The organism is Entomobacter blattae, from assembly GCF_014672835.1.
Taxonomy (GTDB): Bacteria; Pseudomonadota; Alphaproteobacteria; order Acetobacterales; family Acetobacteraceae; genus Entomobacter; species Entomobacter blattae.
The window spans coordinates 255649-278960 of record NZ_CP060244.1 but is presented as its reverse complement, the minus strand read 5'-3'; the positions used below and the strand labels follow the sequence as shown (position 1 = coordinate 278960).

At 44.9% G+C, this 23312-nt stretch carries 16 protein-coding genes and 1 pseudogene; 5 read left to right on the top strand and 12 right to left on the bottom strand.

The genetic code is table 11. The features are described 5' to 3' along the window. Window positions 1-46 precede the first annotated feature (46 nt). Window positions 47-1069, bottom strand: a complete 1023-nt coding sequence (locus JGUZn3_RS01195) for a COX15/CtaA family protein (protein ID WP_238996920.1) — start codon at window positions 1067-1069, stop codon at window positions 47-49. A 353-nt stretch (window positions 1070-1422) separates the two neighbouring features. Between JGUZn3_RS01195 and JGUZn3_RS01190 the strand changes: the two genes are divergently transcribed. The 3 genes from JGUZn3_RS01190 (at window position 1423) to JGUZn3_RS01180 (ending at window position 5516) form a co-directional block, all read left to right on the top strand. Further along, window positions 1423-2166, top strand: a complete 744-nt coding sequence (locus JGUZn3_RS01190; protein ID WP_203413969.1) for a TVP38/TMEM64 family protein — start codon at window positions 1423-1425, stop codon at window positions 2164-2166. Between the two features lie 219 nt (window positions 2167-2385). Continuing rightward, window positions 2386-3669 carry a multidrug effflux MFS transporter gene (locus tag JGUZn3_RS01185; RefSeq protein WP_203413968.1) on the top strand — a complete coding sequence of 428 codons (1284 nt, stop codon included), beginning with the start codon at window positions 2386-2388 and terminating at the stop codon, window positions 3667-3669. 434 nt (window positions 3670-4103) lie between these two features. Beyond that, on the top strand, window positions 4104-5516 hold the full coding sequence (locus JGUZn3_RS01180; protein ID WP_203413967.1) for a NarK family nitrate/nitrite MFS transporter: 1413 nt from the start codon (window positions 4104-4106) through the stop codon (window positions 5514-5516). Window positions 5517-5612: 96 nt separating this feature from the next. Here the strand turns inward: JGUZn3_RS01180 and JGUZn3_RS01175 are convergent, their stop codons facing one another. The 5 genes from JGUZn3_RS01175 to JGUZn3_RS01155 all read right to left on the bottom strand — a co-directional run bounded on the left by JGUZn3_RS01175 (window position 5613) and on the right by JGUZn3_RS01155 (window position 12406). Then, complete coding sequence (locus JGUZn3_RS01175; RefSeq protein ID WP_203413966.1) at window positions 5613-6749, bottom strand: hypothetical protein; 1137 nt, start codon at window positions 6747-6749, stop codon at window positions 5613-5615. Next, on the bottom strand, window positions 6724-8100 hold the full coding sequence (locus JGUZn3_RS01170) for an MBOAT family O-acyltransferase (protein WP_203413965.1): 1377 nt from the start codon (window positions 8098-8100) through the stop codon (window positions 6724-6726). Before JGUZn3_RS01170 ends, JGUZn3_RS01175 begins: the two co-directional genes overlap by 26 nt. A 66-nt stretch (window positions 8101-8166) precedes the next feature. Next, window positions 8167-8910: a 2OG-Fe dioxygenase family protein gene (locus JGUZn3_RS01165; RefSeq protein WP_203413964.1), complete on the bottom strand. Its 744-nt coding sequence runs from the start codon at window positions 8908-8910 to the stop codon at window positions 8167-8169. Beyond that, complete coding sequence (locus tag JGUZn3_RS01160; RefSeq protein WP_203413963.1) at window positions 8907-11360, bottom strand: mechanosensitive ion channel domain-containing protein; 2454 nt, start codon at window positions 11358-11360, stop codon at window positions 8907-8909. Before JGUZn3_RS01160 ends, JGUZn3_RS01165 begins: the two co-directional genes overlap by 4 nt. Before the next feature lie 749 nt (window positions 11361-12109). Further along, window positions 12110-12406 (bottom strand): hypothetical protein, encoded by a 297-nt coding sequence (locus JGUZn3_RS01155; RefSeq protein WP_203413962.1) that lies wholly within the window; start codon window positions 12404-12406, stop codon window positions 12110-12112. Between the two features lie 307 nt (window positions 12407-12713). Here JGUZn3_RS01155 and JGUZn3_RS01150 point away from each other — a divergent pair, with 307 nt between their 5' ends. Then, window positions 12714-14414 carry a Na+/H+ antiporter gene (locus JGUZn3_RS01150; protein ID WP_203413961.1) on the top strand — a complete coding sequence of 567 codons (1701 nt, stop codon included), beginning with the start codon at window positions 12714-12716 and terminating at the stop codon, window positions 14412-14414. Between the two features lie 131 nt (window positions 14415-14545). Here the strand turns inward: JGUZn3_RS01150 and hisC are convergent, their stop codons facing one another. The 6 genes and pseudogenes from hisC to JGUZn3_RS01125 all read right to left on the bottom strand — a co-directional run bounded on the left by hisC (window position 14546) and on the right by JGUZn3_RS01125 (window position 20443). Then, window positions 14546-15610, bottom strand: coding sequence for a histidinol-phosphate transaminase (hisC, locus tag JGUZn3_RS01145; protein WP_203414733.1), 1065 nt, complete (start codon window positions 15608-15610; stop codon window positions 14546-14548). Window positions 15611-15735: 125 nt separating this feature from the next. Continuing rightward, a complete protein-coding gene (locus JGUZn3_RS01140; RefSeq protein ID WP_203413960.1) occupies window positions 15736-16266 on the bottom strand; it encodes an ankyrin repeat domain-containing protein in 531 nt (176 codons plus the stop codon). 327 nt (window positions 16267-16593) lie between these two features. Beyond that, window positions 16594-16674 (bottom strand): annotated as a pseudogene (locus JGUZn3_RS12230) (phosphoribosylformylglycinamidine synthase subunit PurQ); the annotation flags it as partial. A gap of 19 nt (window positions 16675-16693) precedes the next feature. Next, window positions 16694-17059: a Rap1a/Tai family immunity protein gene (locus tag JGUZn3_RS01135; protein WP_275402860.1), complete on the bottom strand. Its 366-nt coding sequence runs from the start codon at window positions 17057-17059 to the stop codon at window positions 16694-16696. A gap of 31 nt (window positions 17060-17090) precedes the next feature. Next, the gene (locus JGUZn3_RS01130) at window positions 17091-18044 is read right to left on the bottom strand and encodes an NAD(P)-dependent oxidoreductase (protein ID WP_203413958.1); all 954 of its coding nucleotides are present in this window, start codon (window positions 18042-18044) and stop codon (window positions 17091-17093) included. Between the two features lie 104 nt (window positions 18045-18148). Then, the gene (locus JGUZn3_RS01125; protein WP_203413957.1) at window positions 18149-20443 is read right to left on the bottom strand and encodes a beta-glucosidase family protein; all 2295 of its coding nucleotides are present in this window, start codon (window positions 20441-20443) and stop codon (window positions 18149-18151) included. Window positions 20444-21045: 602 nt separating this feature from the next. Between JGUZn3_RS01125 and tkt the strand changes: the two genes are divergently transcribed. Then, entirely contained in the window at window positions 21046-23160 is a 2115-nt protein-coding gene (gene tkt / locus JGUZn3_RS01120) for a transketolase (protein ID WP_203413956.1), read from the top strand. Window positions 23161-23312 lie beyond the last annotated feature (152 nt).

The window sequence follows — 23312 nt, the reverse complement described above, 5'->3', positions numbered from 1 at the left end:
AAACCCAGCAATCGAAAAATCTATAGGGTCAATATCTCGTTATATGTTATTCGCTTTTCTGTTCTGCAAGGGTTGAAATCTGCAAGGGTTTAAGGTGGAGTTGATAAATAACAAACAAGAGAAGCCCTAAAACAATCGCTGCCCATGTTTGGTGCAAGGTTCCTGCCCATACGGGGACTACGAGTAACAAGGTTGTTATGCCTAGGCTATACTGCAGGATAATCGCCCAGCCAAGAAGAATAAAAGAGATTTGGGTGTGTCTTTCCAGCCTTTTTTTAAGGCCACAGAAAATGAGGGTAAGAATAGCCAAACTGCAAAATGTGGCAAGGAGGCGGTGGTTGAATTGCACAGCAGCCGTATTTTCCAGTCCATTTCTCCAAAAAGGATGGAGATGAGCATAGTCCGCTGGGATTAGGGAGCCGCCCATAAGGGGAAATTCGTTAAAAATAAAACCTGCATGGGTGCCAGCTGTTAGCCCCCCGGCAATGATGGTAAGTGTGAGGAGCAGCAGGCAAAACCAGGCACCGGCCAAAAGAAGGGAGGAACGGGTTTTATAGCTCTGTTGAAGGGGCTGTTTTGGCCAATAGGTGCTAAAAGCTGTCCATAATAGGGCTGCATAAAGGAGAAGGGCAAAAAGCAGGTGTAATACCAGGCGTACGGGCGCTACTGCGGTACTGTTTGGGTTAAAGCCAGAGGCCACCATAAACCAGCCGATCAGCCCTTGAAGCCCCCCGAGAACAAAGAGTCCACCAAGAATTAAAGCAAGTCGGACGGTAACCATTTTCTTGTAAATGAAATAAATGAGGGGAAGAACCAGGGCAAACCCCATCAGTCGTCCCCAGAACCGGTGAATCCACTCCAGCCAGAAGATGGTCTGAAAATCATGAAGACTAAATCCATTATGAAGAATTTTATACTGGGGGATGGTTTTATAAAGGGCAAATAGCCTTTCCCATTCCGCATGCGAAAGTGGTGGGATAATGCCTTGGATAGGGTTCCATTCCATAATGGAAAGGCCCGATCCTGTTAATCGTGTCGCTCCGCCAAGGGAGATCATGCCCAGTAACATCCCCGCAAGAGTAAGCAGCCATATAAAAATAGGCTTTCTGGCCCTTAAAGAAACAAGAGGTTTGCATGCTGCGACAGGGCTATAATCTTCAATAGGCTGTTTCATAAGAGGATATCTGCTGTTTGTTAAAAAGTGCCGATGAGAACCGATGAGAAGGAGAAAGACGTAAGAAATAGAAATTTATGACCTTATAAGGGCTGTGGCTTTAAAAAGGATTATAGTGTATTTGCAGAAATATACCTAACAGGTTTCATGATAGAAATAGGCTTTTTGTTCTTAAAGAAACAAGAGGTTTGCGGGTTGCGATAGCGGTATAGCCTTCAATTGAAGGTTTGGCTTTATGGAATGATTATGTGAAAAAAACAGGTTTTAGTTCCCTTACACAATGCCTCAAAGAAAGGTTTCCAGCTTTTTCCTTTATTGTGCAAACGGTTGTTTTGGTTGGAACGCTGTTAGGAATTGGCTTGATAGTTCAACAGAGCCATTTTTTAATGGATATCCTTCAGCATAAAGCCATTTTTCAGGGTGTGTGGGGCAAGGGGTTATTTTTGGGGATTGGGATTTTAATCTGTTCTGTCGGGCTGCCACGACAGGCTGTATGTTTTGTAGCTGGCTTTTTATATGGGGTAGTTTTTGGAATAGCCTTTGCAACCTTGATTACCTTAGTGGGTTCTGTGTTGGCCTTTATGTGGGCACGCTGGATTGGCCGTGAAAAAATTCAAAAACTGCTCCGCCGGAAGGGTCCATTTGCGGCCAGGATTCGTAAAGTGCATGAGTATTTTACCTCTTCTCCCTTTTTTTCCGTTTTAGGTTTAAGGCTTATGCCCGTAGGTTCTGCTCTGGCTGTTAATGTGGCCTCTGGCCTTAGTCATGTGCCTATGGCTTCCTTCATTTGGGCAACCCTGATAGGAAGCCTCCCTCAAACGGTTATTTTTGTGCTTTTGGGGAGTGGCATACAGGTTGGGAATAATGTTCGCCTTATCATCAGTGCTATTTTGCTCGTTTTATCCATCATTGCCGGCGTTTTCGTCTTACAGGCTAATCGGGCTAAATCTAAGCCCAACAAAATAAAGAATAATCCCTTTCCCTTTCAATAAAAACCACGATACGACCTTGTTTTTGACAGATTTGTAGGCATATGTGGAACAAATGCTTTTAAGAGCAGCACGGATAAGAGCAGCGCCGAGGGTTTTACTGCTTTTTTAAGGGATCGTTGGGGAGATGATTTCGTTTACAGTGTAGAATTTCAATGACAGGCTTTATGGTTCCCCCTGGAATGGGTAAGGCATTGGGTCTGTAAGGTCAGTTTTGGAAGCATGAATATAAATTCAACAACCAAGGCCATTTATAGCCCATCCTTACCCTCTCGATGGATGCCTGTTATCCTAGGGATTTTAACGGCGGTTGGTCCTGTTTCTACAGATATTTACCTTCCTGCTTTCCCTCAGCTGGAAAAAGGCCTTCATGGTTTGCCTGGTTCAGCCCAATTTACACTTTCTGTGTGGTTTGTAGGGTTGGCCATTGGGCAGATTACCCTTGGGCCTCTTTCAGACCGTTTTGGTAGGCGTGGGCCCATGCTGATTGGCACAGTGATTTATACCCTTTCTTCTATTGGGTGTGCTATGGCCCCTAATATTGTGGTATTTTCTGTGTTTAGGTTTTTTGCCTCGTTAGGGGCATCGGCTAGTTTGGTAGTGCCAAGCGCAGCCGTAAGAGATATTGTTCGGGGTAATATGGCCTCTAAAATGATGTCCCAATTGGTTCTTATTATGGGGATTGTTCCCATTCTTGCTCCCACACTTGGCGGTTTGGTTTTACATGTGACGACATGGCGTGCCATTTTTTGGGCATCGGCTGTGTATGGAATGGTCTGTATTTTCATGATTTGGCGGGTGCTTCCTGAAACGCTCATAGTAGAGAAAAGGGTATTTTTACCTATTTCAGCATTTTTGGGGCGGTATATAACCTTGTGCAAGGATAGGGGTTTTATTTCCCATTCTGTCATTAGTGGTTTTAGTGCCTTTGTCTCCTTTACCTATCTTTCAGCAGCACCCGCCGTATTTATGCACCTGTTTGGATTAACGCCTGCCCAATTCGGTATGATGTTTGGGCTGTTTGCTGTGGGCATGATTGGGGCCTCTCAATTAAATGGTATGTTGGTGAGCCGCGTGGGATCCCGAAAACTGTTAAGCCTATCAACTTTTTTAGCCATGGTCGGCACACTGATCTTAACTATTCTTGCAATCATTGTTGAGTTAGAACAGATCCCCCTCCATGGAGGCGTTATGATTGCCTTTGTCGTCTTTCTTTTGTTAACCTTGGCGACTACGGGAATGATTGGCCCCAACGCCATGGTTGGCGCTTTGGCTAATCACCCACGTTTTGCTGGGAGTGCAGCGGCCTTTATTGGAACCCTACAATATGTTCTTGGGGCGGTAGCAGGGTTTATTATTGGCAAACTGCCTGTTCATTCGGTTATTCCTATGGCTGTGACCATGCTGTTAGGAAGTATTGCTATGGTGATTGCTGCGCGGTTAAGGCCTTTAAATATGGATATTGATAATGATGAGGAGCCCGAATTAGGGGTTATCTCCCATTAGCGCAGGCGCTCCCTACTACTCGATAAAGGAAAAACTGGCGGATTCATGTCTTGATCCTTCTTTTGAGGAAGCTGGGGAATGTATGAGTATGACGCAAAACAGCCAGTAGTAATTCTCTTGGGTTTGATATAGATCATATATCTGTTTAGGATGTTGCTCTATTTTTTGAAAAACAGGGCGCATGAGCGCATTTCTACAATTCCACGCGTTAAAAATTATAGTTTTGTAAAACAAATTTAATCTTAATCATGCAGAAAAACTTTTAGAATTTAAGTGTAACGTAAAAATTTAAGTATAACGTATCTAAATTAACTATAACGTCTCTCATCAACAGAGAAATCAAAAACCTAAGCTCAGAATGGGTTGTTATATGCCTTTCTGGGTTCATAAGAATTTTTTAATAATCAATAGAAGCGCCAAGAGGTCTATAAAATATGAGTCAAACATCCAGTTCAGGCCCGAGCCAGAAATCTTCTGGGTCAATAAAAGTATGGAACCCGGAAGATCCTGTATTTTGGGAAACACAGGGCCATAAGGTGGCTAGCCGTAATTTATGGATTTCTGTTTTCTGCCTATTTTTGGCCTTTTGTGTATGGATGTTGTTTAGCGCGGTAACCGTAAGGTTAAATGCTGTTGGTTTTAATTTTACCAATCAGCAGTTGTTTTTGCTTACCGCTTTGCCTTCTATTACAGGGGCGGTACTGCGGGTTCCTTATTCTTTTGCGATCCCTATCTTTGGGGGCCGACGTTGGACAGCCTATAGCACGGCTTTTCTGATAATCCCGTGTCTGTGGCTAGGGTTTGCTGTGCAGAATAAGGAGACATCTCTTTATTCTTTTGCAGCCATTGCCTTGCTATGTGGGTTGGGGGGAGCGAATTTTGCTTCCAGTATGTCCAACATCAGTTTTTTCTTTCCAAAGGCCAAACAGGGGAGTGCTCTAGGTATTAATGGGGGCTTGGGCAATCTGGGGGTAAGTGTAATGCAATTTGTGGTTCCACTTGCGATCAGTTATGGCTTGTTTTCCTTTTTGGGGGGAGAAGGTGTGCCGCAGTCCAATGGGTCGGTCTTGTGGATGGAAAATGCAGCCTGGATTTGGATCCCCTTTCTCGTTGTGGCTTCTTTGGCTGCCTGGTTCGGCATGAATGACCTTGCCACTAGCAAGGCCTCCTTTTCTGAGATGATCCCCATTTTATGGCAAAAGCATATGTGGATACTCAGCATTCTCTACCTTTCAACCTTTGGCTCTTTTATTGGGTTTTCTGCAGGCTTTGCCATGCTCACCAAAACCCAGTTTCCCGAAGTTTCGGTTCTTCAGTATGTTTTTATTGGCCCTTTATTGGGAGCTTTGGCTCGCTCAGTAGGGGGGGTGATGGCTGATCGATTTGGGGGTGTAAGGGTTACAGGGACTAATTTTATTATCATGGTCTTTCTGACCATTGCGGTTTTCTTTACATTGCCTAGCGGTGGAGAAGGGGGCTCTTTTGCGGCGTTCTTTACTATTTTCATGCTGCTATTTTTAACAGCAGGCTTGGGAAGTGGTTCTGCTTTCCAAATGATTGCAGTTGTTTTTCGTAGATTTACGTTCTACCGTATTAAAAATAAAGGGGGTAGTGATAACGAGGCCAACCGGGTTGCTATAACCGATACCGCTTCGGCTCTTGGGTTTATTTCCGCCATTGGCGCCATAGGGGGCTTTTTTATTCCCAAAGCCTTTAGCTATTCTTTAAGTTTAACAGGTTCTCCAGCAGGAGCTTTAAAGATCTTCCTGGTATTTTATGTAGCTTGCATCGTTATTACTTGGTTCATTTATGGAAAAGACCAGTTTATGACCAAATCTCAAAAATAAATATTGGCTTATTCTATTGTTTTGTAAGGCCCATTAGCTCTTTGATGGGCCTTACTGGTAAGGAGGGTATTTCTTGAGACGATGATAGTTTTAGGGTTATGGAACGTTCAGAAGAACTCGTCCTGGCAAAGAGAGGGTAGAAGGCTGAAAACTAGTATTGCTCTGTCTTGCAGTATGGAAAACATGGACGATGTCTCTAGCAATGGGAACACGGTAGTGAATGGGATCCCAAAAGCTTTTTCGGGTTTGGGTCCACGGGTTTGGGTAGGCAAAGTCAACCACAAGGGTATGAGGGCGTTTGAGAAGTTCTGAGACAGCTTTATTTTTGCAAGATTGCCATTTTTCGTTGACCCAGCTTCCCTTTCTCCCCATGAACTCTGCCGAGAATGGAGGAAACCAGACGATCACCAACGTTGTTGGGGGAAGGGTTGCCAAAATTTTTGGAAAATAATAATTTACACTGGGTGTATCTATCTTTTCACCGGAGGTTAGTCTGTTATCCACAGGAGCCCATTCAGCAAAAAGTTGATCAACACGCTTGGGATTATAGTGGGATTCAGGTGGTACAAAACGGGTATAGCCATCAAGGCCATATTCCTGCTTTTTCGCTCCAATCAGCCATAAAAACTGGTTAAAAGCCTCTTGCAAGCTATACATGTTGGCCATGGAGAAATAGCCTTTCCATCGTTGGGAAGAATACATCCAGGCAGGAAATGGGCGGGAGATTTTCCCCTCACCAGGTTTCGTGGCCATGCACCATGAGGCATCCAGCCCAATGACAATAGCCTTTGGTTGAGGATGATGATAGAGGAACAGGTTGAACATCTTGTAGGTTTCCCAAGGTGTTGCACTATTCATGGATAAATTAACGGCATGCGTGGAGAATAGGCTATTGAATTGCAAAGGTTCCAAAAGCCTACTGGTCGAGGTTCCAAAAAAGGCGGTATCGAATGCTGGAGTGGTAGCCAGCATGGGAAGGCTGTATCTGGCGTTTGAGCTTATAGGAATGCGCTGAAAATTGGGGGCATAAGGTAACATTCCCCACGGGTCAATAAGAATGATAAAACCGTAAAGCAAAGCCAATAAACTTGCTGCCCAGAGTAGAAAAATCCTGACAAAAGATTTCCATGGGTTGGTTTTATTCCTGATAAATCGTTCTTCGGGAGGAGGGCCCACGTTAAAGGCAGCGGGGAGAGCGGTGGGGGAATCAGAATTGGAAGTAGATGAAGGCATCTTGGATGCGCCCTCCAACCATAAATATAAAGAGAATAAAAATAATGGCAGTGACGCAGGCCATCCACGGAGAAGGTGCAGAAAGCCCATTGACAAAATTCTGGCTTGAAGGGCCGATAAGGGCTATGGCACATGCGAGGGTTAAAAGCCCCGTGTGATGAAATTTAAATCCTGCTGAAGAGGTATAATAAACCATGTTGTGAAGGATTTGCCATGCGGAAGATACATCAGTCGCTCTAAAGAAAACCCAGGTGATGAGAAGAAATATCGTGGTTAGCCCCCAACCTAAAAACGAGGGAACGGGCAGCTTAAGCGTTTTTGAGAAGTGGTTGATACAAAGGCCAAACCCATGCAGAAACCCCCATAGGATAAAGGTCCAGCCAGCGCCATGCCATAATCCTCCTAATGCCATGGTAATAAGCAGATTAAGGCATTGGCAAGTAAGCCCCTTACGGTTTCCTCCCAAGGGGATGTAGATATAATCCCTTAGAAAACGAGAGAGTGTCATATGCCATCTTTGCCAAAAATCCCTTAGGGATGTGGCCCGGTAGGGTGCGTTGAAATTATATGGCAGTTTTAGGCCAAAGAGCAGGGCAAGGCCGATAGCCATGTCAGAATAGCCCGAAAAATCGAAATAGATTTGTAAGCTGTAACTTATGGCGGCATACCAGGCGGCGGATGTTCCCAAAGCATGGCCCTGTGTGGCAAGGTTAAATAAAGGGTTGCTGATCTTTCCCAGCTCGTCTGCAAGTCCTGCTTTTTTTACAAGGCCTATGGTCAATAATAAAATCCCCTGGGCGGTATTTTTCCATAGAGTGGCATAGCGTTGGGGGTTTGAAAATTGGGGGATAAGCTCGTTATGGCGAACCAGTGGGCCAGCGACGAGTTGGGGGAAGAAGGAGATGAACTCCATAAAATCAAGGAGTGAATAGGAATGGCGGTCCCCATGGTGCAGGTCAGCAAGGTAAGAGATTTTTTGGAAAATAAAAAAAGAAATTCCCAACGGGAGAATAATTGGCCAAGGCCCAAGGGATGAGTGAGTTATGGTGTTTAAAATACTGGCCAGAAAATTTGTGTATTTAAAATAACACAACACCAACAGGTTAAAGGCAATTCCAAGCATAAGCCATTTTTTGTAGCCAGATCGTAGAACATAACGCGCAAGAACCCAGTTCATCACTCCCAAACCTGCCAGTAAAGGAACATATGCCCAATTCCATAAACCATAGAAAAAAAAGGAAACGGCGATAATGACGATCTGGTTTGTTCTTCTCCAGCGAAAGCTGAGATAGTGGCAGAGAAGAGCAAAAGGGAGAAACCCGAGTAAAAAGGCCTGAGAAGTAAAAAGCATAGTGGGGGAACCCAAGGTGCTGGTTATGGGGCGTTGGTTTCGGGTGTAGGGGGGACAGGATAGGGGTTATTGATGGCGGAAGGTTAAGACCAGAACATCGCGGTAGGCTGGGTGGTTTTGATCTTGCGGCTTGATGGGGGTTACACCATGGAAAACCCTGTTATCATTGACAATGACGGTATCCAGTGGGTTAAGCAAGGTAAAAGAGCCTAAGGGTTGCCTTTGGATATCCAGAATAATGGTGGTGCCTTCCTCTATGTTTTTTCTGTTAATCATCACCACAAATACCCAGTCTACGCCATCCCTGTGCATGCCCTCTGGAGTAGGTTTACCCTGAAATTGCTGGTTGGCTTCGATACGGAACTGATGGATCTCAGCATGCCATGTTTGTGGTATGAAATCCTTGGGGGTTAGATGGGTAATGGTTGCGCGTGCCCATTGCATCAGGACTATAAAAACTGGGTTGGCAAGAGTGCTTTCATCCATAGGGGCAAACCAGCGTTCTATATCCCCATTAAGCGGGTTATAGTCTCGGCTTTGGTAATGGGGTTGGTGGGGTTTGCGGGTGATGGTATTTGCATCAACGGCAAATACAGCGTATTTCCGCCGACGGTAACGCCCCGCATCAGCCATGTAACGATCATCGCCTAGATTGTCCCAGCTCTCAGCAAAGATACCCCAATGCTTTAATACGGCCTCTCCCAGAATGGAGGCCATGGTTTTGGCTGCAATAAAACCAAAACCTTCTTGTTCTATGGTTTGGGTTTCGTTTTTAATAAGAGAAAAAGAATCAGGGCTAGGCGTGCTCATGCCTTGGGGCTTTCTTCTGAGGGAGGGGTGGTCTTGGCAGTCGTCATTGTTACATCTAGGGTTTGATGGGGGATATTGGTTATGCCTCGTAAGGCACGGGGAGTGCGGATATGTTCTTCCTCCAGGCGTTTTTGAAGCCTAAGGTTAAATTCTCGTGTTATGATGGCACGATTATTGGCTGTGCAGCGGATAGAGCCCGTAATGGTCATGCTATATTCATCAATAGTATCAACACCATTGAGAATAAAATCTCCCAATAAAAGGTTTTTAACAGGCGAATCATCATGTGCTAAACTGTTGCCTGTGTCTGTAATAAGGGCGCAAACTTTTTGGGCATCTTCAGAACGGTCAATGGCGAGTGAGAGGACAGCCACAGAAAAATCACGTGATTGATTAATCACAGATCCCACCGCAGAGAAGGGAATAATTTGCAAGGACCCATCGGTGGCTCGTAACTTTAAAGTTCTTATGGAAAGGTGCTCAACCGTACCACTGACGCCCGCAGCGGTAATAGAATCCCCTACCTGAATAGCGTTTTCCACCAATAGGAAAAAGCCGGTAATAAAATCCTGCACCAATTTTTGCGAACCAAAAGAGATGGCCACACCCAAAATACTGGCACCTGCCAGAAGGGGTGTAATGTTAATTCCAATCTGTGAAAGTCCAGTCAGCAGCAATATGATACTCAGGCCTATAAACAGAATGGTACGAATAATAGGTAAGAGAGTTTTAAGCCGTGTAGCCCGTATTTCATCTTCGGGCGTTGTGGTTTGAGAGATTTTTTTCTCAAGAGAGAAGTTGACACTTTCCCAAATTAAGATCCCCACAATTATCGCAATAAGGATAACCGTAACAGAATAGATCAGGTTTTGCCCTAATGGGGTGGTAAGAAGGAACTTAAAAGTGGAAAGGCCCCAGGCTTGCCCAATAATAATGGCTGCTATAACAATAATAAACCAGGAGATGATTTTGCGAATATGGGGGTAATAATTGTTAATGCGCTGTTGAATGCTGGGGCCTTCGTTATCAAGGGGTGCTAAAGCTTGAAGCACGTGGTCAATTTTTCCCAAAATAATTACGGTAACCAAGCGGGCTATACCAATAATAGTGATGGTGGCAATGGTGGCCCACCACATTTTACTATAACCATCACGTCTATTGGTAACCCAAATAATCCATAAGCCGATATCAAAGACAATCGCAGGAACCCACCATAGGTTAATAAGCTTTCCGAGAAAATTCCAGAAAGGTTTATTGGTCATTTTCTTAGGAGGGCGCAATAAGTTGGCGACTGGTTTGCGGATCCGCCATATGAAAATAGCCAGTAAGATATGTTCGATTAAAATGACAATACGAATAATAGCCTTAGTCCCGCGTGGACTAAGGTGGAACACTGCACCCAGCTCCAGCAAGGTGTAAGTAATAAGGGGGGCTGCCACCAGGAGGGCCCACCAGTTCATTATAAGCTTTGCCGTTTCATCTGATGCAGAAGCAAGGCGAATAGAGGGCGCTTTAGGGGTAAAAACGACTTCTACAGCAAGGTAAAGCAAGCGCGCTACGGTATAGGCTGTGGTCAGTGTTACTATGGCGCTATGCCCTTGTACCGTTTTGGTCAGAAATTCTCCGCCGAGGTAGCCAATAGCTGCAAAACAGACGACAGGCAGCAACTTTAAAAAAAGATGCAGGAAAGCATAGGGGATTCTTCGCATAAAGCGCATAACTTCATGCTGTTTTTTAGCATCTTTGTTGCGTAGGTCTGGGGTTTCATTCTCCTTGGAGGTCTCCTCGGGATTCTCTTCCTCGGAAGAGGAGAGGTCTCTAAGGGAAGAGGTGGTGATAGAAGAAATTTCCTTATACGATGCTTTTTCGGCAATTTTTCTTACAGGCTTGCGTATGGCAAGAAAAAGAAGGCGCTCGGCAGAAAGAGCAACAAGGAATATAATCCCCGAGCGTGTAAAAGTATCAATTAAGGTGCTGCGGGCTTCGGGGTTGCTTAATTGGCTCGTAAACCAAGAGCCTACAAAGACCAGGTCTTTAAATAGGGCGATGAAGGAAGAAAACTGAGTGGAGAGGAAATCGCCAACGTCGTCAAGCTGGCTGAGAATACTTCCCCCAAGGCTATCGGGGTCAATAGAAACCTTCTCGGCTTCAGCAGCAGGTTTTGGTACCGGCGTGCTTGGTGCTGCTACGGGCTCTTTTCCGGTGGAGGCAGCCTGGGAGATGGTTGAAAGCGTTTTTATCAGCTCATCGCGTTTTTGGGGGTTGCGGAGAATATCCAAAGTTTCTTTGGCATCTTGCGGGGAGAGGTTTTTCGTGTCGGTTTCCTCTTTCCCTGAGGAAGTGGCGGCCACGGCCTGCGGTAACAAGAGCACAGGAATAGCCGGTGTGGCCAGGCAGAATGTTGTAAGAATGCAAAGAAAAGGAATGAATTTGAGAAAGAGTTTCAGCACAGGGGTCCCTATAAGCCTTGGAATGATATTCGGTTTGTTTATTTCATTTTCTTTGTATTGAAGGTCCGCTTGGCTCTTCTAGTCAAGTAGAAAATGATATCTCTCTTGTTCTCTTTAACATAAAAACAAGAAGTGCGGATTGTCTCACGAGAAGAGAGCCGGTCTTCGTCAAGGTCATTTTTACCGTCTATGTTTCACAATCACTGGGATCAGAGGCTTCAAGAAGGGGGCCTTCTTCTTTAAAAGTCTTACTTATTTCAGGATGACTGTTGTCAGAAGGTGGAGATTCATCAAGTTCAATGAGATCAAGCCCCTAAAGGGAAGTGAGCAGGGGGTTTTCTACTTTCCAGAGGAGTGATTCCCAAAGTAGTGAGTGTTGGAGGATTATAAGCTTTGTATAAAGGCCTATAAAAGTATAAAGGCACATAAAAATCAACACCGAGAGAAAACAAGCAAGTGCTCAGGAGTTCTCTTTGTTGCCAGTTATGGCATTCTTTTTAATATGCCTAAGGTTATAGGCCATTTACAGTGCTTAGCGAGGAAATAGATGTTTGATAAAAACAGGCATCTGGTAAGAAATGTCTATAATGGGAAAGACATTCCGGAAGGGATATATTTTTTAATTTCTTTTCATCAAAAAAGCATTTTTAGCTTTTTTAGGGTTCTTAAAAAAACCGCCCTTAACCCTCATGCACAGGTAAGACAGAAGCTGAGGATGAGAATATCAATTGGAGCAGTCCTAGCATAGCCTATGATACTGACTTTGTTTGCGCAGAGGTGGTTAAATCTACAAATATTGGCCAATGAACAGCTAGTGAACAGCCATTACATTGCCTGTAAGCAGTGAGGAAAAACACTGAGTAAAACTCCTGTGTTATGTAATATTTTTCTTTCAACACAGTTTTAACCAACATAGTTTTAACGTTGTCTTCGATGAAGAGGGTTTTAAGCAGGCTTATGAGAAAATTTGAAAGCAGCACAACTTTGGAGCCGAAAGCAATTTCAGGTAGAGTGGAAGCTGAGGCAAAGGGATTTGCTTCTGTCATATTATTCCGGTTATTTTTCATCCAGTGTTCAGGCGCTTCGGGTGGCTGAATGTTTAAGAACCTATATATTTATACGGTAACTATACACCAACTGACTGTTCCTGTAGGGCAAAGCATATTCGTTTTATGATTTGTACCTTTCATCAATGGAAGGATATAGACATATTGTGCCAAGCTTACGAAGGCTTATTTTTTTATGTTGTCGAAATTCTAAAATACTATAAAAACAACCTAAGGGTTATGTATTGGTTTATTGAAGAATTTTTGCCAATGCTTTCAGTATAACACAGGGTCAGTCAGTTGGTTTATGCATAATATATTAATGATTCTGTTGCTTGTATTAGTAACAGCACTAAGCAATGTTTATGTGCGCTTCGCTCCTTCTTACCTTCCTCTTCCCCTTCCTCTTGTTCAGATAGCTGTTGGCGGAATAGGGGCCGTGTTTGGCTTGCATATGGCGCTCAACCCCGATATTTTTCTCCTTCTCTTTATCCCTCCTCTGCTCTTTGCAGATGCCTACCGCATGCCTATGAGGGAATTTCATGAGTTAAGAGGAATTATTCTTACTCTGGCGATTGGCCTTGTTGTTTTTGCCACATTGGGGGGTGGTTTTTTTATTCATTGGCTCATTCCCACCTTGCTGTTTCCTGCCTGTTTTGCCCTTGCTGCGGTTTTATCGCCGACCGATGCCGTTGCAGTAGGCAGCATGATAGAAAGTGGAAAGGCCCCCAGAAGGATTGTTCATATCCTGCAAGGGGAATCTCTTTTAAATGATGCTTCGGGTTTGGTTTGCTTTAAATTTGCAACGGCGGCTGTTTTTACGGGAATGTTTTCGCTTAAAACAGCCATATGGCAGTTTTTATTCATCGCCCTGGGTGGAATTGCTATTGGCATTATTATGGCTTATGTGGCCAGTGAGATAGAGAAGATCATTATCCGTTATCATAAAGATAATGGGCCAACCAGCATAACTCTGGCTATTTTAATGCCGTTTTTTATCTATCTTGTGGCAGAGCATTTGGGATGTTCAGGCATTCTTGGTGCTGTCGCTGGGGGAATGACCATAAAAATTAGTGGGGTAATGCGGGAAGCTGAATCAACAACCCGCCTGCAGGCTACAACCGTCTGGGACATGATTACGTTTCTTTTTAATGGCCTTATTTTTGTACTTTTAGGCTTACAGCTGCCAAAAATCGTTCAAAACGGTATTATCGTTGCCAAAGAAGTAGGCATGACTTCATGGCAGTTAGTACTGGTGATTGCCGTTGTCCTGTTTGGGATGCTGTTTCTTCGTTTAATATGGGTTTGGTTGGTGATCATAACCAAGTGGCTTATCTATCGGATAAGAAGGCTTAAAACCGTTATTCCGTCTTTGAGGGGTACTTTGGTCATTACGGTAGGAGGGGTTAGGGGGGCTGTAACCTTGGCTGCTGTATTATCTCTTCCCGTTGCAACCGATGGGATACAAGGGTTTCCAAACCGCGATCTGCTAATCGCCATAGCGACAGGTGTTATTATTCTTTCGATTGTCTTTGCAAGCTTTTTAATGCCTCCGCTGCTAAAGGGCTTAACCAATGAAGAAGGAAGCCCTTTACAGAAAGAAATTGATAGCACGCGGGCCACCATGGTGAGAACCGCTGTCAGGGTCATGCAAGAAGAGCAGGCTGGCATTACTGCTGATGGTCCACCAACTGATGAAAATGACGAATTGCGCCTGGAGGTAGTTTCCTCGCTTTTGCAGGAATATCTTTTATTTGAAAAACAACTTGATGACAGTCCAGATGCGGTTGCCAGTGTCAAGGAAAAAGCCTTAAAAAGAGGGCGTTTAAGACTAGCCCTGCGGTTAAGTGTGGTAAGGGCCTTGCGCAATAAGCTGCGTAGCTTACATACTGCACGCTATATTAGCGATGAAACAGAGAGTATTGTTATGGAAGAAATTGACTATGAAGAACAAGAGTTACGTTCTCGTGCCAAAATGCTTCCGCGCCTAACTGAGATGCAGAAGTAAAGATTAAGGAGTTTTTCCTGCGCCTCTTTAAGGGAATAAGGCACAGCTATGCCAAGGCAACCTTTACCTTGTCGCTGTAAAGGTTACGCAAGAAGAGCAGGCTGGTCTTACTGCTGATAGCCCACCACCAACTATTGTTCAATAATGGTTTTTAGGGCCTGAATAAGAGCGTTACAGTCTTGTTCGCTACCAATGCTGATCCGTAAAAAATTTTCAATGCGGGGAGAGGAAAAATGCCGAACGAGAAGCCCCCGTTTTTTGAGTTCCGCGGACAGGGTTGCTGCTTTTTGGTGTTTATGGCGTGCAAAAACAAAATTGGCAAAGGATGGGAGAACCTCAAACCCAAGATGGGAGAGGGCAGCCGACAAATCCTGACGGGAAGCCATAATTTTTTTGGTATGGATATCAAACCATTCTCTATCTTTGAGAGCAGCAGTTGCGCCTGCTTGGGCTAACCGGTCCAGAGGATAGGAGTTAAAACTATCTTTAATGCGGGTTAAAGCCTCAATAAGGGTGGGATGAGCCAGAGCATACCCAACACGTAACCCCGCTAAAGCATAGGATTTGGATAATGTACGAATGATAATGATGTTCGGGAATTGTTTTAAAAGGCTTACAGCGCTTTGGCCGCCAAAATCAATATAGGCTTCATCAACAACAATGCAGCACTCCCTCTGACGCTCAGCGATATGTCTGATTTTTTCCAGTGGCAATAATAGACCTGTTGGGGCATTGGGGTTGGCAAACACAATCCCTCCACAAGGTTGGTTATACTCTTCAAGATCAATAGAAAAATCTGTTCCTACGGGGATTTTTTTGTGGTTTATGTTGTAAAGCTTGCAATAGACCGGATAAAAACTATACGTGATATCTGGCATAAGGAGCGGGTCTGTATGGTTGAGTAAAGCCTGAAAAGTAAAAGCTAGCACTTCATCAGAGCCATTTCCTACAAAGACATTTTGTACGCTAACTTCATGGAGCGTTGCAATTGTATGGCGTAATTCTTCTGATGTAGGATCAGGGTAAAGCCTTAAGGCCTCATCGGCTCTATCCCGTATGGCCGATAGGACCTTCTCTGAAGGAGGATAGGGGCATTCATTGGTGTTAAGCTTGATGATTGGGTCGTGAGTTTTAGGCTGTTCACCAGGGATATAGGGTGTTAGCTGGTGAACAATCGGGCTCCAGAGTTTTTGCAAGGCGTCGGACATAGGAGATGAGGCTTTCAAGAGTCATATAAAGCAGGCTGTATTGGTATAATAAAATAAGGCGTAAAAAAATAGGCGAAAACACAGCGGAAAAAAGAGACAATCCTGCCAAAATTTTATGGTGTTGCCGTTTTGAGCAATTTGACCATTTCTGGATAACCTTGGCGTTCGGCAAGGAGAAGGGCTGTCATTTTTTCACCATCTTGAAGATTTAGGTCAGCACCTTCCTTTATGAGAAATTTGACCATTTCTGTTCTGCCGAACATGACCGCAAACATTAAAGGCGTACGCCCCATATGGTTGGGCAGATTGATTTGTGCGCCATAGGCAAGCAACAGCCTGGCAAGGTCAATATCACCTTTAAAGGCTACTCCGGCAAGGGCTGTTGAGCCTTTAGCATCTTGAACGTTGGGGTCTGCTTGGTTTTTTAAAAGCAGCTCAGAACAGTCTTTGTGGCCATGATAGCTTGCTAGAATTAATGGTGTGTACCCCTCGTGATTTTGGCGGTTTGGATCTGCGCCAGCGGTTAGGAAATCGGCGAGCAAATCTGTTTGCCCTTCGCGGGCTGCGTTAAAATAAAGGGCTTCGATTTGCTCGTGGGTGAATCCAGAAGGGGGAAGGGGAGTATTATCAACAGGTGGGGTCATAGAAGTATCTTTTAAGGGTCAAGAAAAACAGAAAAGAGCATGTTAAAGTCTGTTAGAATTGGGCGTCTCATAAGTAAGGTAAAAGGATCATTGCCTTTCTTGCCATGAGTGAGAGCAAAATTCATAAAGACATCAAAATTCATAAAGGCCTAGTGTATAGCAAAATGGCTGGGTCTAAAAGGCTGTTCATTTTTTCTTGCAGAATCCTCAGCTTTTGTAAAAAAGGTAGGCCTCAAAGCCAAGGGTAAAAATCTTTGCCCCCCAGCCGAAGAGTTTGCATCTGTCAACATCCTACCAAGCATGGTCTCTTGCAGAACAGGGGTATTCTTGACCGGAAACTTTTTTTAAGGCGATGGCCATATTCCTTTCCCTGTTGGTGCCAGGGAAAATGACAATTCCAGATTTCATTGATGACCCTTAGATTCGGTTAAACCACTCTGTGAAGGATCATTGCCCTCCGCCGGTTTTGCCTCAGCTCCCTTGCAGGGAAAGTCTCGTGAAGGGTAGTATAGACAAGCCCCCCAACAGGTTCATGAAGATGATCCTTTTTGCTTTTCAACCGCGCGACCACAGCACTGCGCATTTGCACACCTGTGGTGGAAACTGGAATACAAAAGCCAGCTGGTGCGGTGCTATCGCCCTGATTTTTATCAAAAACCTTTGTAAGGGCCACAGAATCGGCCATTCCTGTAATGTAGGCTTCGCAAATCTGTGCACCAGAAGAACGTGTACATAACTGAAGAAGCTGCCCAGCTTGAAGGCCTAGGGGGAAGGCAAAAGCTCTAAAATATATTTGATCTATCTGGAAGGATGTGTATCCTTTCTTAGTCCTCTAGGGAGGAAGACGTGGGCGAGGAAAGGCCAGCATCGGTGCGTGCACATTCTGCCATGATGGTAAAATCTTTTTGACCATGGCCCAAGGCGATGCAGCTAAGGAGTCGATTCTGAATCAGAGAGGCTAAAGGAAGGGGGGTCTGTAAATTTTGCCCCGCGGAGAGAAAAAGGGAAATATCCTTATACAGCAGATCAACATCGGCCTGAACGGGTTTGGGGTCTGTTTTTGATGAATCGGGCTTTGATGAATCTGGCTGGAAGTAGATTTTATCGACAATAAACTGACCGTAATTTTTATAGACGGGAGAGCCAAAGAAACTTTCTGTCAGAATGTCCAAGACCTGCTGGTTGGTTAACCCTATTTTTTCTGTAACGGTAAAAACTTCTGCCATTTGTTCTATGGTGGAGAGAATAAGAAAGTTCAAGGAAAGTTTAACAATAGAGGCCTGGGTGGGGTTTTCTCCCAAATTAAAAGTTTTTTGGCCCAAGACTTCAAATAAGGGGCGCAGTTTATTTTTTAAAATCTCCGGGCCTGCTGCAAGAATATAAAGCTGCCCTGTCTGTGCCGCTAAGGGGCGGCCAAGAACGGGTGCAGCAAAGAAATATTGCTGCAATTTGGTATGGCGCTGCTGAAGTGTCTCTGCCAGTTGCGTGGAGATTGTACTGCAACAAACATGCGTAGACTGTTGGGGCAGGCCGGCATATATCCCGTCTTCCCCTTCCAGCAGATTTTGTAAGGAGACATCGTCCTTAACCATAGTGAAAAGAATTTCACTGCTTTTGGCACATTCTGCGGGGGTGTTGGCCGCTTTTGCACCTTTTTGAACAAGAGGAAGACAGCGCGCGGGTGTGCGGTTAAAAACAGTTAAAGGATAGCCTGCAGCCAAAAGCCTCTCGGCCAAGGCAGAACCCATGGCCCCTAACCCAATAAACCCTATGGTCATGGTCAAATTTTCCTCTATGATTAGGCTATTTTTATAGAACGACCCTGTTTAGAAAGGCAATTCTCTAAAGAATAGAAAGGTCGTCTATATATAAAAAAGATCGTCTATATAAAGGGTGAAACAATAGCCTTGATGGGAAGGTATTCTTCTGAGAGGGTTATATCATATTGCAAAGTGTCATCGTCGGCATGGGGGGCCGCTGTAAAGGCATAACGTCCTCCCTCAATATGCCATTGCCTGCGAGAAGAATGAAAATGCGCCAATATCTTTTTTTCAAGAACAATAGAGATCCGAGCACCTTGTCCGGCCTCAAGGTTGATACGGTAATATCCGATAAGGCGTTTGCTAAAAGATGTCCTACCCGTATGCGAAACATAAATTTGGGGAACATCTGTCCCTCGGAACTGACCCGTATTGACAATATCAAGGGTGGCTACCAAGGTCTCATCCTGCTCGGTGATCATGAGGTCTGAGTAATGAAAACTGGTGTAAGAGAGGCCAAATCCAAAGGGAAAGAGCGGTTTTTGTTTTGTGTGGCTAAACCAGCGATAACCGACATTACTCCCTTCCTTTTTATAGGAAATGTCAAATGGCCCCGGCCCTGAAAAATTTCCATCTTCTATGGTGATATCGATAGGCGTGGGGTTAGGGAGTTGGTCTTCATTGTGTGGAAAGCTGATTGGCAGCCTTCCCGAGGGAGTTACTTCCCCTGAAATAATACGGGCAATGGCTTCAGCTCCAGCTATACCAGGATACCAGGCGGCAAGAATGGCCCCCACCTGGTTGACCCAAGGCATTTTAACAGCTCCCCCTGTTATCAGAACGACAATGGTTTTAGGATTCGCCAGGGCAATGGAACTGATAAGGATATCTTGCTGATCAGGGAGCTCAAGGTTTGGGGAATCCAGTCCTTCGCTCATCCATTGCTCAGCGAAAATAATGGCAGCGTCGCAGTCTCTGGCGATTTGAGAGGCCTCTTTTACGTTTGTTCCATCGTGAAAAACAAATTCTGTTGAGGAAAATTTTTTACGCAATTCAAGCAGGGGCACAGAAGGGTGATAAATACGTTGAAGAGGGAAATTATGCCCCCGTTGGGCGTTAACCTCAAACGATAGACTGTTGGGTGGGGTCACCTGAGAGGATCCACCACCAGAGAGAATGCCAAGGTCGGCATGGCCCCCGATGAGGGCGATACGGGTGAGGTTAAAAGGCAGGGGGAGGCATTCATTGTCATTTTTGAGAAGGACAATACCCTTTTCAGCAATAGAGCGCGCGGTAAGGTAATGGGCCTTCATATCAGCAGTAAAGGCATTGGGCTCAAGAGGTTGGGGTGGGGGTGAAGGCGCAGGGAACAGGCCCGCTTGAGCAAGACCTTTTAAGATGCGTTCGACCATATCATCAATACGTGCTAGCGGAACGCGCCCTTCTTGCACGGCTTGTAAGAGGGGTTCAGTAAAATAAGGGGATTTGTCCAGCTCACGGGCGGATTCTTGGTCAAGGCCTGCTATGGCAGAGGGTTCACAGCTGGGGGTGCTTCCCCATTCTGAAAGTACCCATCCCGAAAAACCCCATTCTTTTTTTAAAACCGTCGTGACAAGATAGGAATTTTCAGGCATAGGCAAGTCATTGACCCGGTTTTCGCACAGCATAACCGCTCCGGCATGACTGGTGCCTAAGGCAATATAAAACGCCAGAAGGTCGGATTCTTGAAGGGCTTCTTCGTTTAAGGTTGCGTTATAGAAAGCCCGCCTTGTTTCCTGTGGGGAAAGAACAAAATGCTTTAAGGCGGCAACAACCTTATTATTTTGCACCCCCCTTGCTAAGGCCCCTGAGATATGACCAGACAAGAGGGGGTCTTCTCCCGCAGTTTCAAAATTTCGTCCCGAGAGAGGCTCACGCACTAAATTGCATCCTCCTAAAAGCAGAACGTTAAACCCCCTTAGTGAGGCTTCTTTCCCAATCAGGTTTCCTGCTTTTTCTGCCATGGTAGAGGAAAAACTGGCTGCCAGTGTGAGGGTGCTTGGCAGGGCCGTTATTCCTTCTGGATAAGGGGTATAAGGGGTAATGCCTACGCCAAGGCCTGCATCGGTAATTTGTAAGGCTGGGATAGCTGCATCTTTGTTTCCCTCACAAAAACCTGCACTTCCTATGGCATGAGGGGGTTTTTGTATACCGGCTATATCAATGGCCAGTTGCGACGAGAGAAGTGCAATCTTTTCCTCAAGGGTTAGTCGATCAATTATTTGTGATATGTTTTTGGTAGAAGAGGAAGGACGGAGAGGTTTTTTCTTTAAAAAACTGTATTTCCCCCGGGCCATAAGGGTTTTTCCTCCATGGGGGATGGAAAAAGGTTTTTCTGTTGAGAAAAACTGCCGTAAACTGGAAAAGAAATTTACCATGCAACCCCTGCCTGAAAATAAACTGTCTAGATCACTTGTAAACGCTTGGATTTTAAGATGGTTGTTGAATAGCTGTTCTGGTATAAAAACGGTTTTAGACGGGCTCGAACCCCCTATTTGAGCTGTTTTATACTGAAGATAAGTCCTACTGAGGATAGGCCGATAGTGTGCGTTTGTGTTATAACGTTTTTGTGTAAAATAAAGACTTAAAAAATGAGCGAATACTTTTTATGAAGTAAGGAGTAAGCCTTCTCTTAAAAAAGTGGGTTTTGGCGTTTCCTACCCAAAGCCATGGTTTTTAAGAGGGCTGATTTCAAAAAGAAAAAAAGAGTAGTTTGTGTCTTGTTTGTAAAATGGGTATGCTTAAATTCTGTGTTATCTGATGATATTGATTTACCAATCTAGACTCAATTTAAAAAAATATCCTATTATGCGGTGAAATTAAGCGTATTATCCCGAGCTGGATTTGGGAAAAAGGTTTTTCCAGGCATCTTGGTTTGGAAGGAAGGAACGAGGTTTTTGGCTGTATTGGGCAAGAAGCCTGTTTCTGAAAGTCAAAAGATTACCCTATTGATGATGGTCACAAGGAGGGCCAAAATTTTATGCGTTCATTTCTAAATGGATCGTTGAGAGCTCCCGATGGTGGGGCAGCCTCTGCTTCAGATATCGATCAGCTTTGTATCAATACAATTCGCACCTTAGCGATTGATGGTGTGCAAAAAGCCAATTCTGGCCATCCTGGTACTCCCATGGGTTTAGCCCCAGCAACCTATACGCTTTGGCAAAATCTTCTGAAATATGACCCAGCAGATCCCCTATGGCCAGGAAGAGATAGGTTTGTGCTTTCAGGCGGGCATGCTTCTATGCTGCTTTATTCTGTTATTTACCTGACCGGTATCCATAATGTTACCCATGAGGGTAAAGTTCAGAATGAGCCTGCTCTTACCATTCAAGACCTCGAATCGTTTCGTCAATATAATTCCAAAACCCCTGGTCATCCTGAATATCGTCATACAGCAGGTGTTGAAACCACAACCGGCCCATTAGGGCAGGGATGTGCCAATTCGGTAGGGATGGCTATGGCACAGCTCTGGTTGGCTACGCATTATAATAAGCCGAATTTCCCGCTTTTTGACTATAACGTTTATGCGTTCTGTGGCGATGGCGATATGATGGAAGGCGTTGTCAGCGAAGCAGCCTCCCTCGCTGGGCATCTTAAGCTTGGCAATCTGATATGGCTTTATGATCGTAATAAAATTTCGATTGAAGGATCAACAGATCTCGCCTTTACGGAAGATGTTGGGAAAAGGTTTGAGGCTTACGGTTGGCAGGTTCTGGAAGTTAAAGATGCCAATAATATTGCCGATATTAAGGCCAAACTGGAAGAGGGCCGTAAGGAAACACAACGTCCTACCTTAATTATTCAGCATAGTGTTATTGGGTTTGGTTCTCCTCACAAGGCTGGCAAGGCCTCTGCCCATGGTGAGCCATTAGGGGTTGATGAGGTTGCAGAAACCAAGAAGAACCTCGGCTTCCCTGCTGATAAAACCTTCTATGTTCCCGATGGTGTTCTGGAACATTTCAAAAAAGGGGTAGGGGCTCGCGGGGCTGCTGCTCGCAAAAAATGGTATGAGCTGTTTGAAGCTTATAAAAAGGAATTTCCCGAACTAGGCCAACAGGTAGAGGATATTATTCATCATCGTTTACCTAAAGGGTGGGATAAAGATATTCCTGTGTTTGAAACCGATGAAAAAGGGGTAGCCTCCCGGGCGAGCTCCGGTAAGGTTTTAAATGCCATTGCCAAGAATTATCCTTGGTTAATTGGGGGCGCTGCTGATTTGGCTCCTTCAACAAAAACAGACTTAACCTTTGAAGGGGCAGGCTCTTTCCAGCCTAAGGAATGGAATGGCACCTATGGTGGCCGTAACCTGCATTTTGGGGTACGCGAGCATGCTATGGGCTCTATTGCAAACGGGTTGACTGTCTCGGGTGTTCGGGCTTATTGCTCAGGCTTTTTCATTTTCTCTGACTATATGAAACCGCCTATTCGCCTTTCGGCTTTGATGGGGCTACCGGTCATATACATCTTTACACATGATAGTATTGGTGTGGGTGAAGATGGGCCAACCCATCAACCTATTGAGCAGCTCATTCAGTTTCGTGCAACACCTGGGTTAATCACCCTGCGCCCTGGCGATGCGAATGAGGTGGCTGAAGCCTGGCGTGTTACGGTTACCCAGCAACATAAACCAGTCTGTTTGGTGCTGAGCCGCCAAGAGCAGCCTACGCTTGACCGTAAAAAATATGCTTCAGCCTCAGGCGTTGCCAAAGGGGCTTATGTTTTGGCCGATAGTAATGGCAAGCCCGATGTCATTCTGATTGCGACTGGCACAGAGTTGGGGCTGGCTGTTAAAGCCTATGAGAAACTCACCCAGGAAGGCATTAAGGTGCGCGTCGTTTCAATGCCGAGCTGGGATCTGTTTGAAGCCCAACCCCAATCCTATCGGGAGAGTGTTTTACCGCCAGATGTAAAGGGGCGTGTAGTGGTAGAAATGGCATCCGCTATTGGGTGGGAGCGTTATGCTGGTACCACAGGAGCGATTATAGCTATGCATGGTTTTGGAGCTTCAGCGCCGCTCAAAAACCTTCTTCCACATTTTGGTTTTACGGAAGAAGCGGTTTTGAAGGCTGCACGCGAACAGGCTAAAAAGGCCTAATCAGCGTCGGTCAACGATAAGGCATTTTCCGCTTCCTGTAACGGTGCGGAAAATGAGCCTTTCGTTTAATGATGTTTAAGAAATTCAAGATTTATTGTACCGATCCAATAATTGATAGGGTCTTTAAATTCTAAAATATTAAAAGATAAGGA

Coding starts and splice junctions, on each gene's coding strand:
- JGUZn3_RS01155 (WP_203413962.1), bottom strand. CDS start 12,406: ATGACAGAAGCAAATCCCTTTGCCTCAGCTTCCACTCTACCTGAAATT.
- JGUZn3_RS01175 (WP_203413966.1), bottom strand. CDS start 6,749: ATGCCTTCATCTACTTCCAATTCTGATTCCCCCACCGCTCTCCCCGCT.
- tkt (WP_203413956.1), top strand. CDS start 21,046: ATGCGTTCATTTCTAAATGGATCGTTGAGAGCTCCCGATGGTGGGGCA.
- JGUZn3_RS01185 (WP_203413968.1), top strand. CDS start 2,386: ATGAATATAAATTCAACAACCAAGGCCATTTATAGCCCATCCTTACCC.
- JGUZn3_RS01165 (WP_203413964.1), bottom strand. CDS start 8,910: ATGAGCACGCCTAGCCCTGATTCTTTTTCTCTTATTAAAAACGAAACC.
- JGUZn3_RS01170 (WP_203413965.1), bottom strand. CDS start 8,100: ATGCTTTTTACTTCTCAGGCCTTTTTACTCGGGTTTCTCCCTTTTGCT.
- JGUZn3_RS01130 (WP_203413958.1), bottom strand. CDS start 18,044: ATGACCATAGGGTTTATTGGGTTAGGGGCCATGGGTTCTGCCTTGGCC.
- JGUZn3_RS01180 (WP_203413967.1), top strand. CDS start 4,104: ATGAGTCAAACATCCAGTTCAGGCCCGAGCCAGAAATCTTCTGGGTCA.
- JGUZn3_RS01150 (WP_203413961.1), top strand. CDS start 12,714: ATGCATAATATATTAATGATTCTGTTGCTTGTATTAGTAACAGCACTA.
- JGUZn3_RS01195 (WP_238996920.1), bottom strand. CDS start 1,069: ATGTTACTGGGCATGATCTCCCTTGGCGGAGCGACACGATTAACAGGA.
- JGUZn3_RS01140 (WP_203413960.1), bottom strand. CDS start 16,266: ATGACCCCACCTGTTGATAATACTCCCCTTCCCCCTTCTGGATTCACC.
- JGUZn3_RS01125 (WP_203413957.1), bottom strand. CDS start 20,443: ATGGTAAATTTCTTTTCCAGTTTACGGCAGTTTTTCTCAACAGAAAAA.